This window comes from Arthrobacter sp. KNU40 (assembly GCF_051515115.1).
Classification (GTDB): domain Bacteria; phylum Actinomycetota; class Actinomycetes; order Actinomycetales; family Micrococcaceae; genus Arthrobacter.
Window position 1 is genome coordinate 3,047,517 of the sequence record NZ_CP195850.1, and the last position, 15,877, is coordinate 3,063,393.

Consider the following 15,877-nt stretch of genomic DNA (forward strand, 5'->3'; position numbering starts at 1 on the left):
GCTCACCCGGCGTCGTGCTCTTCAGTTTTAAGGCGCGGCGGCTGCCGCAAATAAACAACCGTTATCGGTTACAGCATGCAGGAAACGCAGCCCTCAACTTCGGTCCCTTCCAGCGCGAGCTGGCGGAGGCGAATGTAGTAGAGCGTCTTGATGCCCTTGCGCCATGCGTAGATCTGCGCCTTGTTGATGTCACGCGTGGTGGCGGTGTCCTTGAAGAACAGCGTCAGGGACAGGCCCTGGTCCACGTGCTGCGTGGCGGCAGCGTAGGTGTCGATGATCTTCTCGTAGCCGATCTCGTACGCGTCCTGGTAGTACTCCAGGTTGTCGTTGTCGAGGTAGGGAGCCGGGTAGTAGACGCGGCCGATCTTGCCTTCCTTGCGGATTTCGATCTTGGCGGCCACCGGGTGGATCGACGACGTCGAGTTGTTGATGTAGCTGATGGAACCGGTGGGCGGCACGGCCTGCAGGTTCTGGTTGTAGATGCCGTGCTCCATAACGGAAGCCTTCAGCTCGCGCCAGTCGTCCTGCGTCGGAATGTGGATGCCGGCGAAGAGCTCGCTGACGCGCTCAGTCTCCGGGGTCCATTCCTGCTCGGTGTACTTGTTGAAGAACTCGCCGCTCGCGTACGTGGAGTTCTCGAAGCCGGCGAAGGGCTGACCGGTCTCGATGGCCAGCTTGTTCGAAGCGCGGAGAGCGTGGAACAGCACCGTGTAGAAGTAGATGTTGGTGAAGTCCAGGCCCTCTTCGGAACCGTAGTGGACGTGCTCACGGGCAAGGTAGCCGTGCAGGTTCATCTGGCCAAGGCCGATGGCGTGGCTCTGGGCGTTGCCCTGTGCGATGGACGGCACCGAGTTGATGTAGGACATGTCCGACACCGCGCTGAGGGCGCGGATGGACGTCTCGATCGACAGGCCGAAGTCCGGGGAGTCCATGGTCTTGGCGATGTTCATCGAACCAAGGTTGCAGGAGATGTCCTTGCCCACCGTCTCGTAGCTGAGGTCCTCGGCGTAGATGGAAGGCGTGGAAACCTGCAGGATCTCCGAGCACAGGTTGCTCATGGTGATCTTGCCCGCGATCGGGTTGGCCCGGTTTACGGTGTCCTCGAACATGATGTACGGGTAGCCGGACTCGAACTGGATCTCCGCGAGTGTCTGGAAGAACTCGCGGGCGCTGATCTTGGTCTTCTTGATCCGGGAGTCGTCCACCATCTCGTAGTACTTCTCGGTGACCGAGATGTCGGAGAAGGGGACGCCGTAGACGCGTTCGACGTCGTACGGGGAGAAGAGGTACATGTCCTCGTTCTTCCTGGCCAGTTCGAACGTGATGTCCGGGACCACGACGCCGAGGGACAGCGTCTTGATGCGGATCTTCTCGTCGGCGTTTTCACGCTTGGTGTCCAGGAAGCGGTAGATGTCCGGGTGGTGGGCGTGCAGGTACACGGCCCCCGCACCCTGGCGGGCACCGAGCTGGTTGGCGTAGGAGAAGCTGTCTTCGAGGAGCTTCATGACCGGGATGACACCGGAGGACTGGTTCTCGATCTGCTTGATCGGGGCGCCGTGCTCGCGGATGTTGGTCAGCGAGAGGGCCACGCCACCGCCGCGCTTGGACAGCTGCAGCGCCGAGTTGATGCCGCGGGCGATCGATTCCATGTTGTCTTCGATGCGCAACAGGAAGCAGGAGACCAGCTCGCCGCGCTGGGCCTTGCCGGCATTGAGGAACGTGGGGGTGGCGGGCTGGAAGCGGCCGTCGATGATCTCGTCGACGAGGCGGCTTGCCAGTTCTTCGTTGCCGCGGGCAAGGTGCAGGGCAACCATGCAGACACGGTCTTCGTAGCGCTCCAGGAAGCGCTTGCCGTCGAACGTCTTGAGCGTGTACGAGGTGTAGAACTTGAAGGCGCCGAGGAAGGTCTCGAAGCGGAACTTCTTCTTATAGGCGCGGTTGAAGAGTTCACGGATGAAGTTCATCGTGTACTGATCTAGGGTTTCGCGCTCGTAGTACTGGTTCTTGACCAGGTAGTCCAGCTTCTCTTCCAGGTCGTGGAAGAAGACGGTGTTGTTGTTCACGTGCTGCAGGAAGTACTGGTGCGCGGCCTCGCGGTCGGCTTCGAACTGGATCTCTCCGTTCGGACCATAGAGGTTCAACATCGCGTTGAGCTCATGGTAGCCAAGGCCCTTGTAGGCCTCCGGCAATGGCTTCTTGACCTTGGCGGTGTCCATAGCGCCCTTGGTTACTTCTGTATCTGCGACAGTCGTGTCCAAAACTTTTCCAGCCCTTCGTTGACCCTTTGGACGTCTTCAGGCGTCCCCATGAGTTCAAATTTGTAGAGATGCGGGACCTTGCACTTGGCGGCGATAATGTCTGCCGCCATGCAGTAGTTTTCCGCGAAGTTGGTGTTTCCTGCTCCGATGACGCCGCGGATCAGTTCCCTGTTCTGCGGGTTGTTCAGAAACCTGATGACTTGCTTGGGCACCGATCCTTCGCCATTCGTGCCGCCATACGTGGGCAACACCAGGACGAAGGGTTCCAGCGCGAGCAGCGGCGCGTCCTTGGCATGGAGCGGAATGCGTGCCGCGTCGACGCCGAGCTTCTGGACGAAGCGCTTGGTGTTCTCAGATGTGGAGGAAAAGTAGATGAGGTGACTCCGCGTGCTGACAGCTTCAGCCATTTCTTGAGCAGGAGCTGTTGCCAGCGCTGCCATGGGAGTCACCTCGACTACATTGGAATACTTTGTTGTTGTGGCGGAGTCTTGAAAACTAGGCCACCGAAGCGGCAGCCAGTGCCAGCTCTTCGATCTTGTCCGGACGGAATCCTGACCAGTGGTCCTGCTCGGTCACCACGACGGGGGCCTGCATGTATCCAAGGGCCTTCAGGCGCTCAAGGGCCTCGGCATCCTGTGAGATGTCAACGCTCTGGTAGGCGATGCCCTTTTTGTCGAGTGCACGGTACGTTGCGTTGCACTGAACACAGGCCGGCTTCGTGTAAACCGTAACAGTCATGGTCCCTGTCCCCTTTGTTGAAGTCTTTGCTCTTCGTTCGGCAGGCCCCGACCGGAACTGATTCCGACTCCGATACTGGCCCGCTGGCCGCCTGGGCGGCCAAACTATCCTATTCACGTCTTGCATTCATGTCTTGTGCTGGTTTCCCGCTCAATCCGTAAATCGATACTACATGTAGTGCAAGCGCCTCGGCGGAACCCCAAGATGATGTATTACAAGTATGTCATTTTACGCACCGGTAGTCCACAGGCAAGGGAGCTAAAAATGTCCGGGAATCCGCCAAATCCGGAGACGTAATCCACACCCTGTGGACTACTTAGCCACATTTAATCGCCAGCGTGTCGCTTGGATCCCGGCGTGTCGCGGCATCCTGCAAACACGGTTTCGTGGCGCCGGGCCGACCCAGCAACAGCAACAGCGGAGACCGAATTCACACAGCTATGCTTGCTTCCACGGTCTTTCGGCCGGCACCGAGCCTAAGGATCACTGATGGTCAACCTTCTCCACCTGCGGACGCTGCTTGAAGTCACGCGGCTCGGTTCCTTCGCGTCAGCCGCCGCGCGGCTCGGCTACACCGCATCAGCCGTCTCCCAACAGATGGCAGCGCTGGAGCGGGACACCGGCGTCGAACTCTTCCACCGTTCCGCCCGAAGCGTGGTTCCCACCGAAGCCGCCCTCACCATGGTGCGCCATGCCTCCAAGGTGCTCACCGACGTCGAGACCCTCCTGGCGGCCGCCTCACGGAGCACGGACTCCCCCGTCCAGGAACTTCGGCTTGGCATTTTCCCCAGCCTGGCAACCTACATCCTCCCGGACATCCTCCGGAACCCGCGCTGGAAGAATCTTGGCATTGAACTCCGCGTATGGGTGGCCGAACCTTCGCAGACCATCCAGGGGCTGCGCACCGGCGGCGAACTGGACCTGGCGCTGGTGTACCAAGTGGGCCAGTCCGGGCTCGCGTGGCCCCACACCTTGGACCGGCAATGGATCGGCGACGACGATTTCAGGGTGGTGCTCCCCGGGTCGTGGGGCATCCGGGAGGACGCCGAAATGCAGGCATCGCAACTCTCGGACATGCCTTGGATCATGCACCATCCGGGCACCAGCGACGCCGTGGTGATCGAGCGCCTCTTCGCCAGTTGCAATCTGCACCCGCGCGTCGTGGCCTACAGCGATGACTTCCACGCCAGCCTCGAGATGGCGGCAGCGGGGCTCGGCGCCGCGCTGGTGCCGGAACTCGCGCTGCGGCACCGGCCGCCCGGCGTCGTGGTTCTCGATGTTCCGGACATCCGGCTCGCCCGCAACGTGTTCGCACTGCTCCTCAACGAGAAGCGCACGGCGCAGGTGCAGCTGTTCACGGAATTGCTGGCCGACACGCTTCGCGGGAGCACCGCAACGGTCCGGGCGCGCAGCGCCGCGACGATGCCCAAAACGACTCAAAAGTCAACGCCTAAACCCCGTACCTGAAATCTTCCAGGATGCTGGAACACGCCGCTTGTTTGGGACTATCTTGAAGACATGAGCAAGGTAGCGAGCAAACATTTTGGGGAGATCGAGCTCAACCACGGGCGGGAGCACTGTTACGTGGCTTCGCACGAGCTCGCCGGAAATCCCCTCGAACTGGACCTGAACGTCACGGCGCATGACCACTTCGACGAGAAGGCACTCCACAAGGTGGACTACCGCCTGGGCTACCTCCCCGAGTTGGTGGACCAGGTCCGGGACATGATCGCCGAGGAGCTGGACCAGGACGGCACCAACTCCCAGCAGTTCCTCCACTTCCACTCCAACCAGCTCAAGGAAGAGCAACTGGAGGCGGTGTTCGGCGTCCGCGACAAGACGCAGCTCACCAAGGACGTCTTCCTCAGGGCCCTCAAACTAGGTCATGTAGCGATCTACCCCGGCCAGCCGGAGCGCTATTTCGTGCTTGACTTCACCTTGGGCTCGCACTTCACCGACGAGCTCCTGGTGGTCGCGGCAGATGAGGACGGCGTTGTGGACGACGAGATCCTCTGGGAGTCCTGACGCAGAGTTAAAACGACGTCGGCCGGTCACCTTTCGAGGTGACCGGCCGACGCCCTTTGTACTACGTGATGCCTACTTGGCTGCTTCCAGCAGTCCGGCGCGGACCGTCTTGGTGGCCTTGACCAGGTTGCGCAGGGACTCTTCGGTCTCGGCGTAGCCACGGGTCTTCAGGCCGCAGTCCGGGTTGACCCAGAGCTGGCGGGACGGAACGTGCTTGACGGCGGTGGACAGGAGCTCGGTGACTTCTGCCTCGCCCGGAACACGCGGCGAGTGGATGTCGTAAACGCCAGGACCAACGCCACGGCCGAAGTGGTGCGCCTCGAGGTCGTGGACAACCTCCATGCGTGAACGTGCTGCTTCGATGGACGTGACGTCGGCGTCGAGGCCGTCGATCGCGTCAATGATCACACCGAACTCCGAGTAGCAGAGGTGGGTGTGGATCTGGGTGGCATCGGCGGCACCGGCGGTAGCCAGGCGGAAGGAGTCAACCGACCACTTCAAGTAAGCGGCGTGGTCAGCCTTGCGCAGCGGCAGGAGTTCGCGCAGTGCGGGCTCGTCCACCTGGATGACCTTGATGCCGGCAGCTTCGAGATCGGCGATTTCGTCACGCAGCGCCAGTCCGACCTGGTTGGCGGTCTCGCCGAGCGGCTGGTCGTCGCGGACGAAGGACCAGGCCAGGATGGTGACCGGACCGGTGAGCATGCCCTTCATCGGCTTGCTGGTGAGGGACTGCGCGTATTCGGCCCACGCAACCGTGATGGGAGCCGAACGGGTGACATCGCCCCAGAGGATGGACGGACGGGTGCAGCGGGAGCCGTAAGACTGGACCCAGCCGTGAACCGTCACGTCGAAGCCTTCGAGGTTCTCGGCGAAGTACTGGACCATATCGTTGCGCTCGGGCTCGCCGTGCACCAGGACGTCGTAGCCGAGCTCTTCCTGCAGCTCGACGACGCGCTTGATCTCGTCCTTCATGAGCTGCTCGTACTGCTCGTTGCTCAGCTCGCCCTTGTTGTTGCGGGCGCGGGCGGAGCGGATTTCCGAGGTCTGCGGGAAGGAACCGATGGTGGTGGTGGGCAGCGGCGGCAGGTGCAGCGCTGCTTCCTGGGCGGCTTCGCGGACCGAGTATTCGGAGCGGTTGAAGTCGGCCTCGGTGAGGGCAGCGGTGCGGGCACGCACGTCGGCGCGCTGGACGCCTTCGGCGGTGGCGCGGGAGGCGATCACAGCGGAAGCTTCGTCGATGGCGGCCTTCGCGGAAGCCGGGTTGGCCAGGTAGTCCGCGAGGACCTTTACCTCGACGGCCTTCTGGTCAGCGAATGCGAGCCAGCTGCGGAGCTGCGCGGAGAGCTGGGTCTCCTCGGCAGTGTCGTGCGGAACGTGCTGGGTGGAAGTGGAGGTGCTGACGGCAAGCTTGCCGGCAGCGGCCTTCAATTCGTCCAGCTTGGCGGCCGAGACGGCGAGGTCGTTGCGCCAGATGTTGTGGCCGTCGACGACGCCGGCAACAAGGGTCTTGTTGCCCAGGCCCGCCAGGGCCGCTGCAGACGGAACCGCGCCCTTGAAGACGTCGACGTGCAGGGCGTCGATGTTGGTCGCGGCAAGGGTGCCGAGCTGGCCGTCGAGTGAACCGTACGGGGTGGAGACGAAGAGCTGCGGGCGCGCTGAGGCACCTGCGAGCACTTCGTACGCACGGGCGGTGGCGGCCTGGATTTCCGCGGCCGGGGTGTCCTGGTCGACAACGAGGGCGGGCTCGTCCAACTGGATCCAGCTGGCGCCTGCAGCGGCGAGCTTGCCGAGAAGTTCGACGTAGACCGGGAGGATGTCCTCGAGGCGGGACAGCGGAGCGAAGCCCGCAGGGGCGTCGTCGGAAGCCTTGGAAAGCAGCAAGTAGGTGACCGGTCCGACGATGTACGGGCGGGTCTCGATGCCGTTGGCCAAGGCGAACTCGAATTCCTCGACGATGCGGTTGGAGGCGAGCTTGAAGTCGGTCTCCGGGCCGATTTCCGGCACGAGGTAGTGGTAGTTGGTGTCGAACCACTTGGTCATTTCCAGCGGCTGCTGTTCCTTGTTGCCGCGCGCCAAGGTGAAGTAGCCATCGATGTCGAGCTGGCCTTCGGCGTTGAGCAGCTGGCCGAAACGGGCCGGGACGGCGCCCAAGTGAGCCGTTGCGTCAAGTACCTGGTCGTAGAAGGAGAAGGTGCCCGGAACGGCGGCGGCTTCGTTGAGGCCGAGTTCCTGGAGCCGCTTCGCGGTGGTCAGCTGGATGTCCTTGGCGGCGGCGTCAAGGGCGGCGGCGTCGATCTTGCCGGCCCAGTAGGCTTCGACGGCCTTCTTGAGTTCGCGACGGCGGCCGATGCGCGGGTAGCCGAGCAGGGATGCTGCGGGGAACTGGGTGGTGTTCTGTTCAGTCATGGGATTTCCTTGGGGCAGTAGGTGCAAATCGATGTGTCTAGGGGTTTGCGGAGCAGCGTTGGCTGATCAGCTGACGAGTTCTTGCCGGCGGGCAATGGCGCTGAGCCTGCTGGCAGGCCGGGCCGGCCGGGGCAAGGCAAGCTTGTCCAGCACGTCCAGGGCGCAGGCGTGCTCGTTGAAGGTGTACAGGTGGATGCCCGGAGCACCGGCTTGGAGGGCGGCATTGGCCAGATCCACGGTGGCGCGGACTCCGATCTTGCGCCGTTCGGCGTCGCTGTCCGCCGCGGCAAGGCGGTCGATCAGCTCCGGTGCCGGTTCGACGCCGGTGAGCTCGCCGAGTCGCTTGAGCCGGCGAAGGCTCGTCAGCGGCATGACGCCCGGAATAATCGGGATCGTGACGCCCGCACGTCGGGCACGGGAGATCAGGTCCGCATATTGCTCGGTGTGGAAGAAGACCTGTGTGATGGCGAAGTCGGCGCCCGAGCGCTGCTTCGCGAGCAGCACCTCGACGTCGTGCTCCACGCTCGGGGACTCAGGGTGGCGGGTGGGATAGGCGGCCACGCCGACGGCGATCTTGCCAGCGCACAGGAGGGCCGAACGTCGCTGTTCCACGCGGCGGATCAGTTCGATCAGGTCCTGGGCGTAGCGCAGCGAACCGTTGACCGGCTGTCCGCTGTCCTTAGGGAGGTCGCCACGCAGCGCAAGGATGCCGCGCACGCCGTTGTCCAGAAGCTCGCCGATGATCTCGGCCAATTCCTCCGGGGTGTTTCCGACGCAGGTCAGGTGGGCCAATGGCCGCAGGGTCGTTTCGAGCAGGAGCCGGTTGATGAGCTCGACGGCGGTGTCCCGGTTGGATCCACTGGCGCCGTAGGTCACGGAGACGAAGTCGGGGTCAGTGGCCTCGAGCTCGCCGATGGTCGTCCAGAGGGACTCCGCGGCCGCTGGAGAGCGGGGAGGGAAAAGTTCGTAGGACAGGGCAACGGGAGCCGCGCCGGTCAAGTTCGGATGAGTGTCGATGAGGCTTGGTGGTGACATTTGCGTCCTTGGCTGTGTGTCAGCGGGCCTGCGTTCACGGACTTGAAAACCAGGTCCGTGGACTGCAGAATCGGTGAATTGAGTTTGGGGATACACGCAACGAACTCCAGCAGGGCGCAGCCGCGACTGTTACGCCTGGAATGAAGTTGTCCGTGTGCAAATGTCAGGCCCACATGGGGGCACCCACACCCTCCTGCCTGCCTTCAAGAGGCAGATCCGGCGGAGGATCGCTGACACGTTACCGCGGTAACTTGAATACGACTCTAGATCGAGGCCCCGGGCGCCACAAATCCCCCACCGAATTAAGACGCACTTTTACGCTACGTTTCGACTGATTTCTGAAGATTGTTCGTTTTCGCATCTGGCAGGGTTGAGCCGCAAACAGTACGCCACGGAGAACCCCGTCGCGAGCCCTCCCCATGACGGTCCTGCAGGACTATTCTTTTGCCATGATCCAGCTTCCAGCCAGTTATCAGGAATACCTCGACGGCAAGGACGAGCGGTTCATCCAAACCGTCCGCCCCATCTTGATGCAATCGGCCGCGGACAAGCTTCACGGTGTGCGCGTACTTTACAACCGTGGCCTTACAGGCCATCAAGCGCATCTGGATGATTCCATCCCGTACGGCACCATCGTGGAGGACATCGACTGAGTCCCGGCTGCTGAGTGCCGGCCGTCGGCTGATCAGCCCTTCATCGCGCCGGAAAGCGCAAACGCGCTGCCGGAGCCCCTGGCAACCAGGGTGTAGAGGATAAGCACCGGGACCGAATACAAGATGGAGAACGCCGCAAGTTCTCCGTAAGCAATGGCTCCGTGCTGGCCAAAGAAGCTGAAGACGGACACCGCGGCTGGCTGCTTTGAGGTAGACAACAACAGGATGAACGGGACGAAGAAGTTCCCCCATGCCTGGATGAAGACGAAGATGAACACCACGCCCAGCCCTTGCCTCATCAGGGGCACCACGATTCTCCGCAGTGTGGCCAGTCCCGAGGCGCCGTCCATCCAGGCAGCTTCCTCGAGCTCAAGCGGGACGGAGTCCATGAAGTTCTTTGTCATCCAAATGGCCATGGGCAACGTGGTGGTTGCCATGAAGAAGATGGTTGCCGGCATCGAGTCCAGCAATTGCAGCTGCACGAACAGACCATAGACCGGCACCATGATCGCCGTGACCGGGAGCGACGTGCCGAACAGGATCGCGTACAGGAACGGCTTGTTGAATCGCGATTGGTAGCGGGACAGCGGATAGGCAGCGAGCACTGCGACCGCCAGATTCACGACGGCGGTTCCGGCGGAGAGCACGAAGCTGTTCATGAGTGGCTGGAAGAGCAGCCCTGGCGTCAGTACGGCTGCAAAATTAGCGAGCGACGCCGATTGCGGCCACCGCGTCTCGTAGCCGGCGTGCGGATCAACGGAAGCAAGAAGCAACCACGCAAGGGGTAGCACAAAACACAGCCCGATCACGGCCAAAGCCGCATTGGCAGCCAGGCGGATCCGGAGCCGTCCCCCGGCCACCGCCGTCGGGCGCTTCCCGGCGAGCAAAGGCGCACGGGGCAGGGAGGTCACGTTTTCGCTCCGCGGATCAACCTGACGTACACGGCACCGAAGACCATGCCGATCAGGATCAATACTGAAGCGATCGCGGTGCCGTAGCCGATGTCTCCGAGCTTGAAGGCTTCCTGGTACGCGAGCACGGGCAAGGTGGTGCTCGCGTTCGAGGGACCACCCGCCGTCATCACCCAGATCAGGGTGAATACCGCGAGCGTCTGGAGGGTGATCAGCATGAGGTTGGTGGCGATGCTACCGCGGATGATCGGAAGGGTGATCAAGGCCAGACGTTGCCAACCCCTTGCCCCGTCCATGAGGGCGGCTTCGGAAACGTCGCGCGGGACCTGGGAGAGCGCCGCCCTGTAGACCAGCATCGAGAACGCGGTGCCGCGCCAGACATTTGCCAGGATGATGGCGGCCATCGGAAAGGCATAGAGCCAGTTGGTGCCCTGGACACCGAACATTCCCAAGAGCTGGTTGAGCGTGCCGTCCTGGCTGAAGTACGCGTAGGCCGCGAAGGCCGCGACGATCTCCGGCAGTATCCACGAGGCGACCACCACCGTGCCCACCAGCGACGCCGTCGCTCCCCCGGACCTGGTCATCAACAAGGCAATGACCAAGCCGAGGGCGTTCTGTCCGAGGATCGCCGAGACGGCCACGAAGACAACCGTCAGCCATGCCGAGAGCGGGAAGACGGAATCCGTCAGCATCCGGGCATAGTTGTCCAGGCCGACCCATTCGGGGTTCAGCGCAGCCTTGCCGGACAATGCGGCGTTGGTGAAGGAGGAGTAGAAGGACCACGCCACGGGCGCCAACATGAAGAGGGCCAATAGCAGGATTGACGGCACTACCGGCAGCAAGCGGAGCCCGCGACGCAGAGACCTTCCGATCGGGGGTCTGCGCCGCAGGGAACCGCGGCTGAGGGAATCAGGGACTGCCATGCGTCATTTCTGCATGACCTTGGTGTCGCCGACGAGTTTCTTGACCGACGCGTCGTATTCGGCCGCGGCCTCCGCTGGGCTTTGTTTGCCAGTGATGACCGCCTCCGTGGCCTGTTGGACGGCGAGGGAAATCTTCGGGTAGTCGGCGGTTGCCGGGCGATAGTGCGTGACGCCCACCAGATCGGAAACATCCTTCACGAACGGGTTGGCCGCTTGGTAACCGGGATCGGAAGCGACATCCGTGCGGACGGCGATCTGGGAATTGTTGACGTCGAAGGCCAAGGCGTTCTTCTTGTTCACGGCAGTGGTCAGGAACTTGAAGGCCAGGTCCGGGCTTTTGGTCTTCGCCCCAACGGCGAGGGTCCAGCCACCGGACATGCTCACGCCGCCGGGATCCTGTCCGAGCTGGGTGGGGAACTTGGCTACTCCCATATCCTGCGCGTAGCCGGCCCATTCGTACGAACCGCCTTTCTGCCAGAACGACGGCGCGTAGGAGCCTTCCACGGTGGCGCCCATTTTGCCTTGCGGCAGCCACTGTCCAAAGACTTTCTTCCACACGTTCGAATCGAGGGCGTCCGCGGGGGTCACGGAAAGTTTCTCATCGTAGAGGGTCTTCAGGAACTGGAGTGAATCGGTGAATCCCTTGGATCCCACCACCCACTTCTTGTCGCTTTCCGAATACAGGGAGCTTCCCGTTCCATAGAGCAATTCATAGAAGCTCTGCATGACCGTACCCTCACCAGTGCCTTTACCGGCGTACATGCTGAAGGGAATCACGCTCGGATCCGCGGCCTTCATCTTGCGGGCCGCAGCCAGGATGTCGTCCCAGGTTTTCGGCTGCCAGGGCACCGGGATGCCGGCTTTCTGGAGGACTGTCTTGTTGTACCAGATGGCCCTCGTGTCGGTGCCGAGCGGGACGGCATAGACACTGCCGTCGTCACCGCGTCCCGCGGCCTTGGCACCCTCGTTGAACTTGGACCACTCGTCCCACGTGGCCAGTTGCGAATCGAGTTTCAGCAGGTACCCGGCGTCGACGTCCGCGCGGACCTTGAAGGTGTCCTCGTAGAAGACGTCCGGAGCCGTGTCCGGGGAACGCTGGGCGAGAGCGAGCTTGGTGCCATAGTCGTCGTCGTTGGCTTGGATGGGCTCCAAATCCACGGTGACGCCGGCGTTTGCCGCCTCGAATTCCTGCTTCGCGTCCTGGAAGACCTTGTCCAGGGCGGTGAAGGAGTCCGTCTTTTGATAGACGATCTTGATGGTTTGTTTGTTAACAGCTTGCGGTTGGGCAGAGCAGGCGGCCGAGGCCAAAAGGCCTACGACGCCGAGCAGTGCTGCTCCGATCCGGACTGGGCGACGCATGACGCTCCGATCTTCAAGCGGCTGCAGCCCCCACACTTCAGCTGGCCCAGCCTGTTGCCGATATTGATAATGCAGCCCTGCGACGCAGGACGTGGTGAAGGCCTCAGCCTTCCAACAGGAGCCGCTGGGCGCGCGGCGCAAGCGTATGTTCCAGCACCAGGCAGGCCGCCCCGATGGCGCCGACATCCTCGCCCACTCCGGTCCCCACAACCTCGATGCCATGGATGCTGTTGGCGGCACTGTTGGCAGCGAGCAGGGGAGGAATGCGATCCAGGTAACGTTCGGACATGCGGCCCCAGAACGGACCGCCGAAGACGACGCGTTCGACGTCGAGGGTGTTGGTCACCACCGCAACCGCCCGCGCAACCAGTACCGCTGACTTGTCTATGATCGCGATGGCGCGTTCGTCACCCGCGTCCGCGGCATCGCAGAGCCGGGCGAAGCCTTCCTGGACCTCCGGGCCTTCGGTGCCTTTGCGGCCACCGTTCAGGACACCTTGCTCTTCGGCTTCTGCCACGAGGACCTGCGGGATGCAGGAAGACTTGACGCAACCGCGCAGGCCGCAATCGCATGGGGGCCCGTCCGGATCGACAATGATGTGGCCGATTTCACCGGCGTTGCCGGATGTTCCGCGGACAACTTCGTCGTTCAACACGATGCCGCAACCGATGCCGGTACCCATATACATGAAGATGAAACTTCCGGTGCCACTCGCCCCGCCGGCCCAGGTTTCGGCGACGGCCGCGCTGGTGACGTCCTTGTCGACAAGGGTCTCGAGCCCGGTAGCTTCGGCGAGGGCGTCCCTCAGGTGCACCCGGTCCCAACCCGTCATGAGGGGCGGATCCACGACCGTACCCTCGTCAAGGTCAATTGGCCCCGGCGCCGCGACGCCAAGTCCCGCGATCTTTCCCGTATCAACACCGGAATCTTCGATCAGCGCCTTGATTTCCTCCGCTATGGCGGCAATGACGCGCTGTGGATCGCTTCCGGTGGGCGTGGGAATCCTTGAGTGCCTCACAACGTCGCCCACCAGGTCAAGGACCACTGTGGTGATGACCGCGGGGTCAAGGTGTACGCCAAGCGCGTACATTCCGGAAGGGTTCAGGCGCAGGATGGTGCGGGGCTTACCTGGACCGCTGCCTTCCTTGCCTGCCTCGATAATGAGCTGTTGGTCCAGGAGGCGGCGGGAGATGTTCGAAATAGTCTGCGGTGAAAGGCCGACGATTTGGGCGAGTTCCACCCGGCTCAGTCCGCCCGACGAGCGCCTGATCGCGTCGAGGATGACAGTCAGGTTGAAGTCCCCCATGCGGGGCAGATTGGTTCCGCGCCTCGGAGTCGGCTGGCGGATCTCAGTCACGGATACCCCTAAAATCATTCGAATAATGCTGTTGCATTTGCATCGTACGGCACGTGTGCTTGTCCCGGTATGCCCACACGCTGCCCGGGTGTAACGGTCCCGGATATTCCTGATGGGAGGCATTGGAAAATGGCACTCATGCCGCAGGCCGAGCTGGACGTCACCGCGGGGTTGGTGAGGAATCTGCTCGAAGAACAACTACCGGGGCTCTCCCACCTTCCATTGGAGCTGGTGGCAAACGGCTGGGACAACGTCATGTACCGGCTTGGCAAGGAGTGGGCTGTCCGCTTGCCCCGGCGGGAAGCAGCAGCGCAGTTGATCCTGCATGAACAGCAATATCTCGCCGGGTATGCCAGGCGTTCCCCAGTGCCCCTCCCCAGCCCCCTCCACTCGGGCCGGCCATCCGCCGACTATCCATGGCCGTGGAGCGTGACTCCCTGGCTGGAGGGACTCTCCGCGGTGCTGGCGTCCCAGGAATCACGGAACGCGGCGGCCGAGGACCTTGCCGCCTTCCTCCTCGCCATCCATGTTCCTGCCGCGCCGGGCGCGCCCGTCAATCCCGTCCGCGGGGTGCCTTTGGAAGCGAGGTCTGACGCGGTCATGGACCGGCTCGACGATTCCGGCCGTTATCCCCAGGCGGCGCAGTTGCGGATGATCTGGTCCGAGGCTTGCCTGGCCCCGCCGTGGGACGGACCCGGGTTGTGGCTGCATGGCGATCTGCACCCGGCGAACGTCCTCCTGCGGCCCGACGGCCGTCTCGCCGCCGTCGTCGACTTCGGAGACCTCGGGGCCGGGGACCCCGCCGTCGACCTCGCCGTCGCGTGGTTGATGTTCGACGACGGCGCGCGGCACCGTTTCATGGCGGCTTTCGGACGCGCCGTGGACGCTGCTACGTGGGCCCGGGCCATGGGCTGGGCAGTGGTCCTCGCGACAGCGATGGTCAGTTTCTCGGATGACAATCCCGGGATGGGTGGAATCGGGCATTTCGGGGTGGAGCAGGTGCTGTTGGAGCGCTGACCCTTAACGCCTAATGCTGCGTGTCACCGTGAATTTCGGGTTCCGGCCGATTTCGGTGGTGGGGCCGATCAGCCTTTCAAGCGCCGCGCGATACTGCAAGTGGCTGTTGTAGACAGTCCAGAGTTCGCCGCCGGAAGCCAGGACGCGTGCCGCCGCATCAAACATCTTCATGGCCGCGCCGGCATGGACGCTCGCGCCGAGGTGGAACGGCGGGTTCAGCAGGATGAGGTCGGCGCTGCCAGGTTCGAAGGTGGACATGGCATCGTCCTGGACAACCGTGATTCGATCTGACAGTCCGTTGGCTGCCGCGGTTTCCCGGGCCGACGCCACTGCTGCGGCCGATTGGTCCGTCGCGGTAACCCGGGCCTTGGGACGGTTCCGGGCGTACATCGAGGCGAGGATCCCGGTCCCGCAGCCAAGGTCCACGGCGTGGCGGGCTTCGGGGATCCTCTCCAGGAAGCCCAAGAGGAAGCGCGTGCCGATATCCAGCTTCGTGCCTGAAAACGCACCCCCGTGGGCGCAGACCGTGATCCCCAGCTCGGTGTTCTGCTCTGAGACCGGGAAGGGCTCGGGGTTGCCCGGCTGTTTGGGAGCGGTGGCAAGCAGGATCCGCGACTTCCGCTGCGCAAGCTGCGGCTGCACCGATTCGAAGCTGCGTTCAGGGACGGCGTTCATCCCCAGGGTCATATGCTTGACGCGTCCTCCGGCCAGCAGGACGGCTCCCGGCGCCGCAAAGCGCGCAACGGCGTCGACGATTTCTTCCAGTTCCGCGAGGGCCTTGGGGAGTTGCATGATCACCAGTTCGGCGCCGTCGAGCAGCCCGGCGCCCAGCTCGAACTGATCAAAGCGGCCGGCAAACCCGGACGCGTCGGCGTTCCGTTGCAGCGCGAGCCTGCTGACGTAGAGGTCTTGGGTCACGCGGACGTGCCCGACGCCGAGGGCCGCCAAAGCGCCCAGGGTCAGGGCTCCGTAGCGGTCACCGACCACCGCAACACGGGTCTCCGGACTAACGATGTAGCCTGCAGCGGTCTCAAGGAGGAGCCGGTCAGTGGCGTCGTGCGCCTGCAGGTTCTCCGCCTCGACGTCGGGGAAGCGGCGGAGGGTGCCGAACAGCGTCTCAAGGTTTGCATCCAGCTCGGTCAAGGTCACGGTGCACCAATCTATCCCCCTCGGGAACCCTCGACAACATGGGGGT

General features: G+C 63.0%; 14 protein-coding genes. 4 read left to right on the top strand and 10 right to left on the bottom strand.

The window, feature by feature from the left end; translation table 11 throughout:
- Window positions 1–68 precede the first annotated feature (68 nt).
- The 3 genes from nrdE to nrdH are packed head-to-tail and all read right to left on the bottom strand — an operon-like array spanning window position 69 to window position 2,996.
- The gene (nrdE, locus tag ACSKT0_RS14040; RefSeq protein ID WP_437770348.1) at window positions 69–2,216 is read right to left on the bottom strand and encodes a class 1b ribonucleoside-diphosphate reductase subunit alpha; all 2,148 of its coding nucleotides are present in this window, start codon (window positions 2,214–2,216) and stop codon (window positions 69–71) included.
- Between the two features lie 11 nt (window positions 2,217–2,227).
- Complete coding sequence (gene nrdI, locus ACSKT0_RS14045; protein ID WP_437770349.1) at window positions 2,228–2,698, bottom strand: class Ib ribonucleoside-diphosphate reductase assembly flavoprotein NrdI; 471 nt, start codon at window positions 2,696–2,698, stop codon at window positions 2,228–2,230.
- Between the two features lie 55 nt (window positions 2,699–2,753).
- The gene (gene nrdH, locus ACSKT0_RS14050; protein WP_028267421.1) at window positions 2,754–2,996 is read right to left on the bottom strand and encodes a glutaredoxin-like protein NrdH; all 243 of its coding nucleotides are present in this window, start codon (window positions 2,994–2,996) and stop codon (window positions 2,754–2,756) included.
- A 489-nt stretch (window positions 2,997–3,485) separates the two neighbouring features.
- Between nrdH and ACSKT0_RS14055 the strand changes: the two genes are divergently transcribed.
- Together ACSKT0_RS14055 and ACSKT0_RS14060 are read left to right on the top strand one after the other, a co-directional pair.
- Window positions 3,486–4,463 (top strand): LysR family transcriptional regulator, encoded by a 978-nt coding sequence (locus ACSKT0_RS14055; protein WP_437770350.1) that lies wholly within the window; start codon window positions 3,486–3,488, stop codon window positions 4,461–4,463.
- Between the two features lie 51 nt (window positions 4,464–4,514).
- Window positions 4,515–5,021 (top strand): DUF2004 domain-containing protein, encoded by a 507-nt coding sequence (locus ACSKT0_RS14060; RefSeq protein WP_236811282.1) that lies wholly within the window; start codon window positions 4,515–4,517, stop codon window positions 5,019–5,021.
- A 72-nt stretch (window positions 5,022–5,093) separates the two neighbouring features.
- On the opposite strand, the gene metE is transcribed toward ACSKT0_RS14060, so the two are convergent.
- A complete protein-coding gene (gene metE / locus ACSKT0_RS14065; protein ID WP_437770351.1) occupies window positions 5,094–7,427 on the bottom strand; it encodes a 5-methyltetrahydropteroyltriglutamate--homocysteine S-methyltransferase in 2,334 nt (777 codons plus the stop codon).
- 66 nt (window positions 7,428–7,493) lie between these two features.
- Window positions 7,494–8,462 carry a methylenetetrahydrofolate reductase gene (locus tag ACSKT0_RS14070; RefSeq protein ID WP_345452188.1) on the bottom strand — a complete coding sequence of 323 codons (969 nt, stop codon included), beginning with the start codon at window positions 8,460–8,462 and terminating at the stop codon, window positions 7,494–7,496.
- Window positions 8,463–8,911: 449 nt separating this feature from the next.
- On the opposite strand from ACSKT0_RS14070, the gene ACSKT0_RS14075 reads away from it, so the two are divergent.
- Window positions 8,912–9,115, top strand: coding sequence for a hypothetical protein (locus tag ACSKT0_RS14075; protein ID WP_113990700.1), 204 nt, complete (start codon window positions 8,912–8,914; stop codon window positions 9,113–9,115).
- A gap of 32 nt (window positions 9,116–9,147) precedes the next feature.
- On the opposite strand, the gene ACSKT0_RS14080 is transcribed toward ACSKT0_RS14075, so the two are convergent.
- The 4 genes from ACSKT0_RS14080 to ACSKT0_RS14095 all read right to left on the bottom strand — a co-directional run bounded on the left by ACSKT0_RS14080 (window position 9,148) and on the right by ACSKT0_RS14095 (window position 13,665).
- Window positions 9,148–9,975 (bottom strand): carbohydrate ABC transporter permease, encoded by an 828-nt coding sequence (locus tag ACSKT0_RS14080; protein ID WP_437774033.1) that lies wholly within the window; start codon window positions 9,973–9,975, stop codon window positions 9,148–9,150.
- Between the two features lie 47 nt (window positions 9,976–10,022).
- A complete protein-coding gene (locus ACSKT0_RS14085; RefSeq protein WP_437770352.1) occupies window positions 10,023–10,949 on the bottom strand; it encodes a carbohydrate ABC transporter permease in 927 nt (308 codons plus the stop codon).
- A 3-nt stretch (window positions 10,950–10,952) separates the two neighbouring features.
- The gene (locus ACSKT0_RS14090; RefSeq protein WP_437770353.1) at window positions 10,953–12,308 is read right to left on the bottom strand and encodes an extracellular solute-binding protein; all 1,356 of its coding nucleotides are present in this window, start codon (window positions 12,306–12,308) and stop codon (window positions 10,953–10,955) included.
- 103 nt (window positions 12,309–12,411) lie between these two features.
- The gene (locus ACSKT0_RS14095; RefSeq protein WP_437770354.1) at window positions 12,412–13,665 is read right to left on the bottom strand and encodes an ROK family protein; all 1,254 of its coding nucleotides are present in this window, start codon (window positions 13,663–13,665) and stop codon (window positions 12,412–12,414) included.
- Window positions 13,666–13,794: 129 nt separating this feature from the next.
- Here ACSKT0_RS14095 and ACSKT0_RS14100 point away from each other — a divergent pair, with 129 nt between their 5' ends.
- The gene (locus ACSKT0_RS14100; protein WP_437770355.1) at window positions 13,795–14,682 is read left to right on the top strand and encodes an aminoglycoside phosphotransferase family protein; all 888 of its coding nucleotides are present in this window, start codon (window positions 13,795–13,797) and stop codon (window positions 14,680–14,682) included.
- A 3-nt stretch (window positions 14,683–14,685) separates the two neighbouring features.
- On the opposite strand, the gene ACSKT0_RS14105 is transcribed toward ACSKT0_RS14100, so the two are convergent.
- Window positions 14,686–15,831, bottom strand: coding sequence for a class I SAM-dependent methyltransferase (locus tag ACSKT0_RS14105; protein ID WP_437770356.1), 1,146 nt, complete (start codon window positions 15,829–15,831; stop codon window positions 14,686–14,688).
- Window positions 15,832–15,877: the final 46 nt, after the last annotated feature.

Bases quoted from the DNA above. Each gene is read 5' to 3' on its own strand.
- ACSKT0_RS14055 (WP_437770350.1), top strand. From the start codon at position 3,486: ATGGTCAACCTTCTCCACCTGCGGACGCTGCTTGAAGTCACGCGGCTC.
- nrdI (WP_437770349.1), bottom strand. From the start codon at position 2,698: ATGGCAGCGCTGGCAACAGCTCCTGCTCAAGAAATGGCTGAAGCTGTC.
- ACSKT0_RS14070 (WP_345452188.1), bottom strand. From the start codon at position 8,462: ATGTCACCACCAAGCCTCATCGACACTCATCCGAACTTGACCGGCGCG.
- ACSKT0_RS14090 (WP_437770353.1), bottom strand. From the start codon at position 12,308: ATGCGTCGCCCAGTCCGGATCGGAGCAGCACTGCTCGGCGTCGTAGGC.
- nrdH (WP_028267421.1), bottom strand. From the start codon at position 2,996: ATGACTGTTACGGTTTACACGAAGCCGGCCTGTGTTCAGTGCAACGCA.
- metE (WP_437770351.1), bottom strand. From the start codon at position 7,427: ATGACTGAACAGAACACCACCCAGTTCCCCGCAGCATCCCTGCTCGGC.
- nrdE (WP_437770348.1), bottom strand. From the start codon at position 2,216: ATGGACACCGCCAAGGTCAAGAAGCCATTGCCGGAGGCCTACAAGGGC.
- ACSKT0_RS14100 (WP_437770355.1), top strand. From the start codon at position 13,795: ATGGCACTCATGCCGCAGGCCGAGCTGGACGTCACCGCGGGGTTGGTG.
- ACSKT0_RS14075 (WP_113990700.1), top strand. From the start codon at position 8,912: ATGATCCAGCTTCCAGCCAGTTATCAGGAATACCTCGACGGCAAGGAC.
- ACSKT0_RS14060 (WP_236811282.1), top strand. From the start codon at position 4,515: ATGAGCAAGGTAGCGAGCAAACATTTTGGGGAGATCGAGCTCAACCAC.
- ACSKT0_RS14085 (WP_437770352.1), bottom strand. From the start codon at position 10,949: ATGGCAGTCCCTGATTCCCTCAGCCGCGGTTCCCTGCGGCGCAGACCC.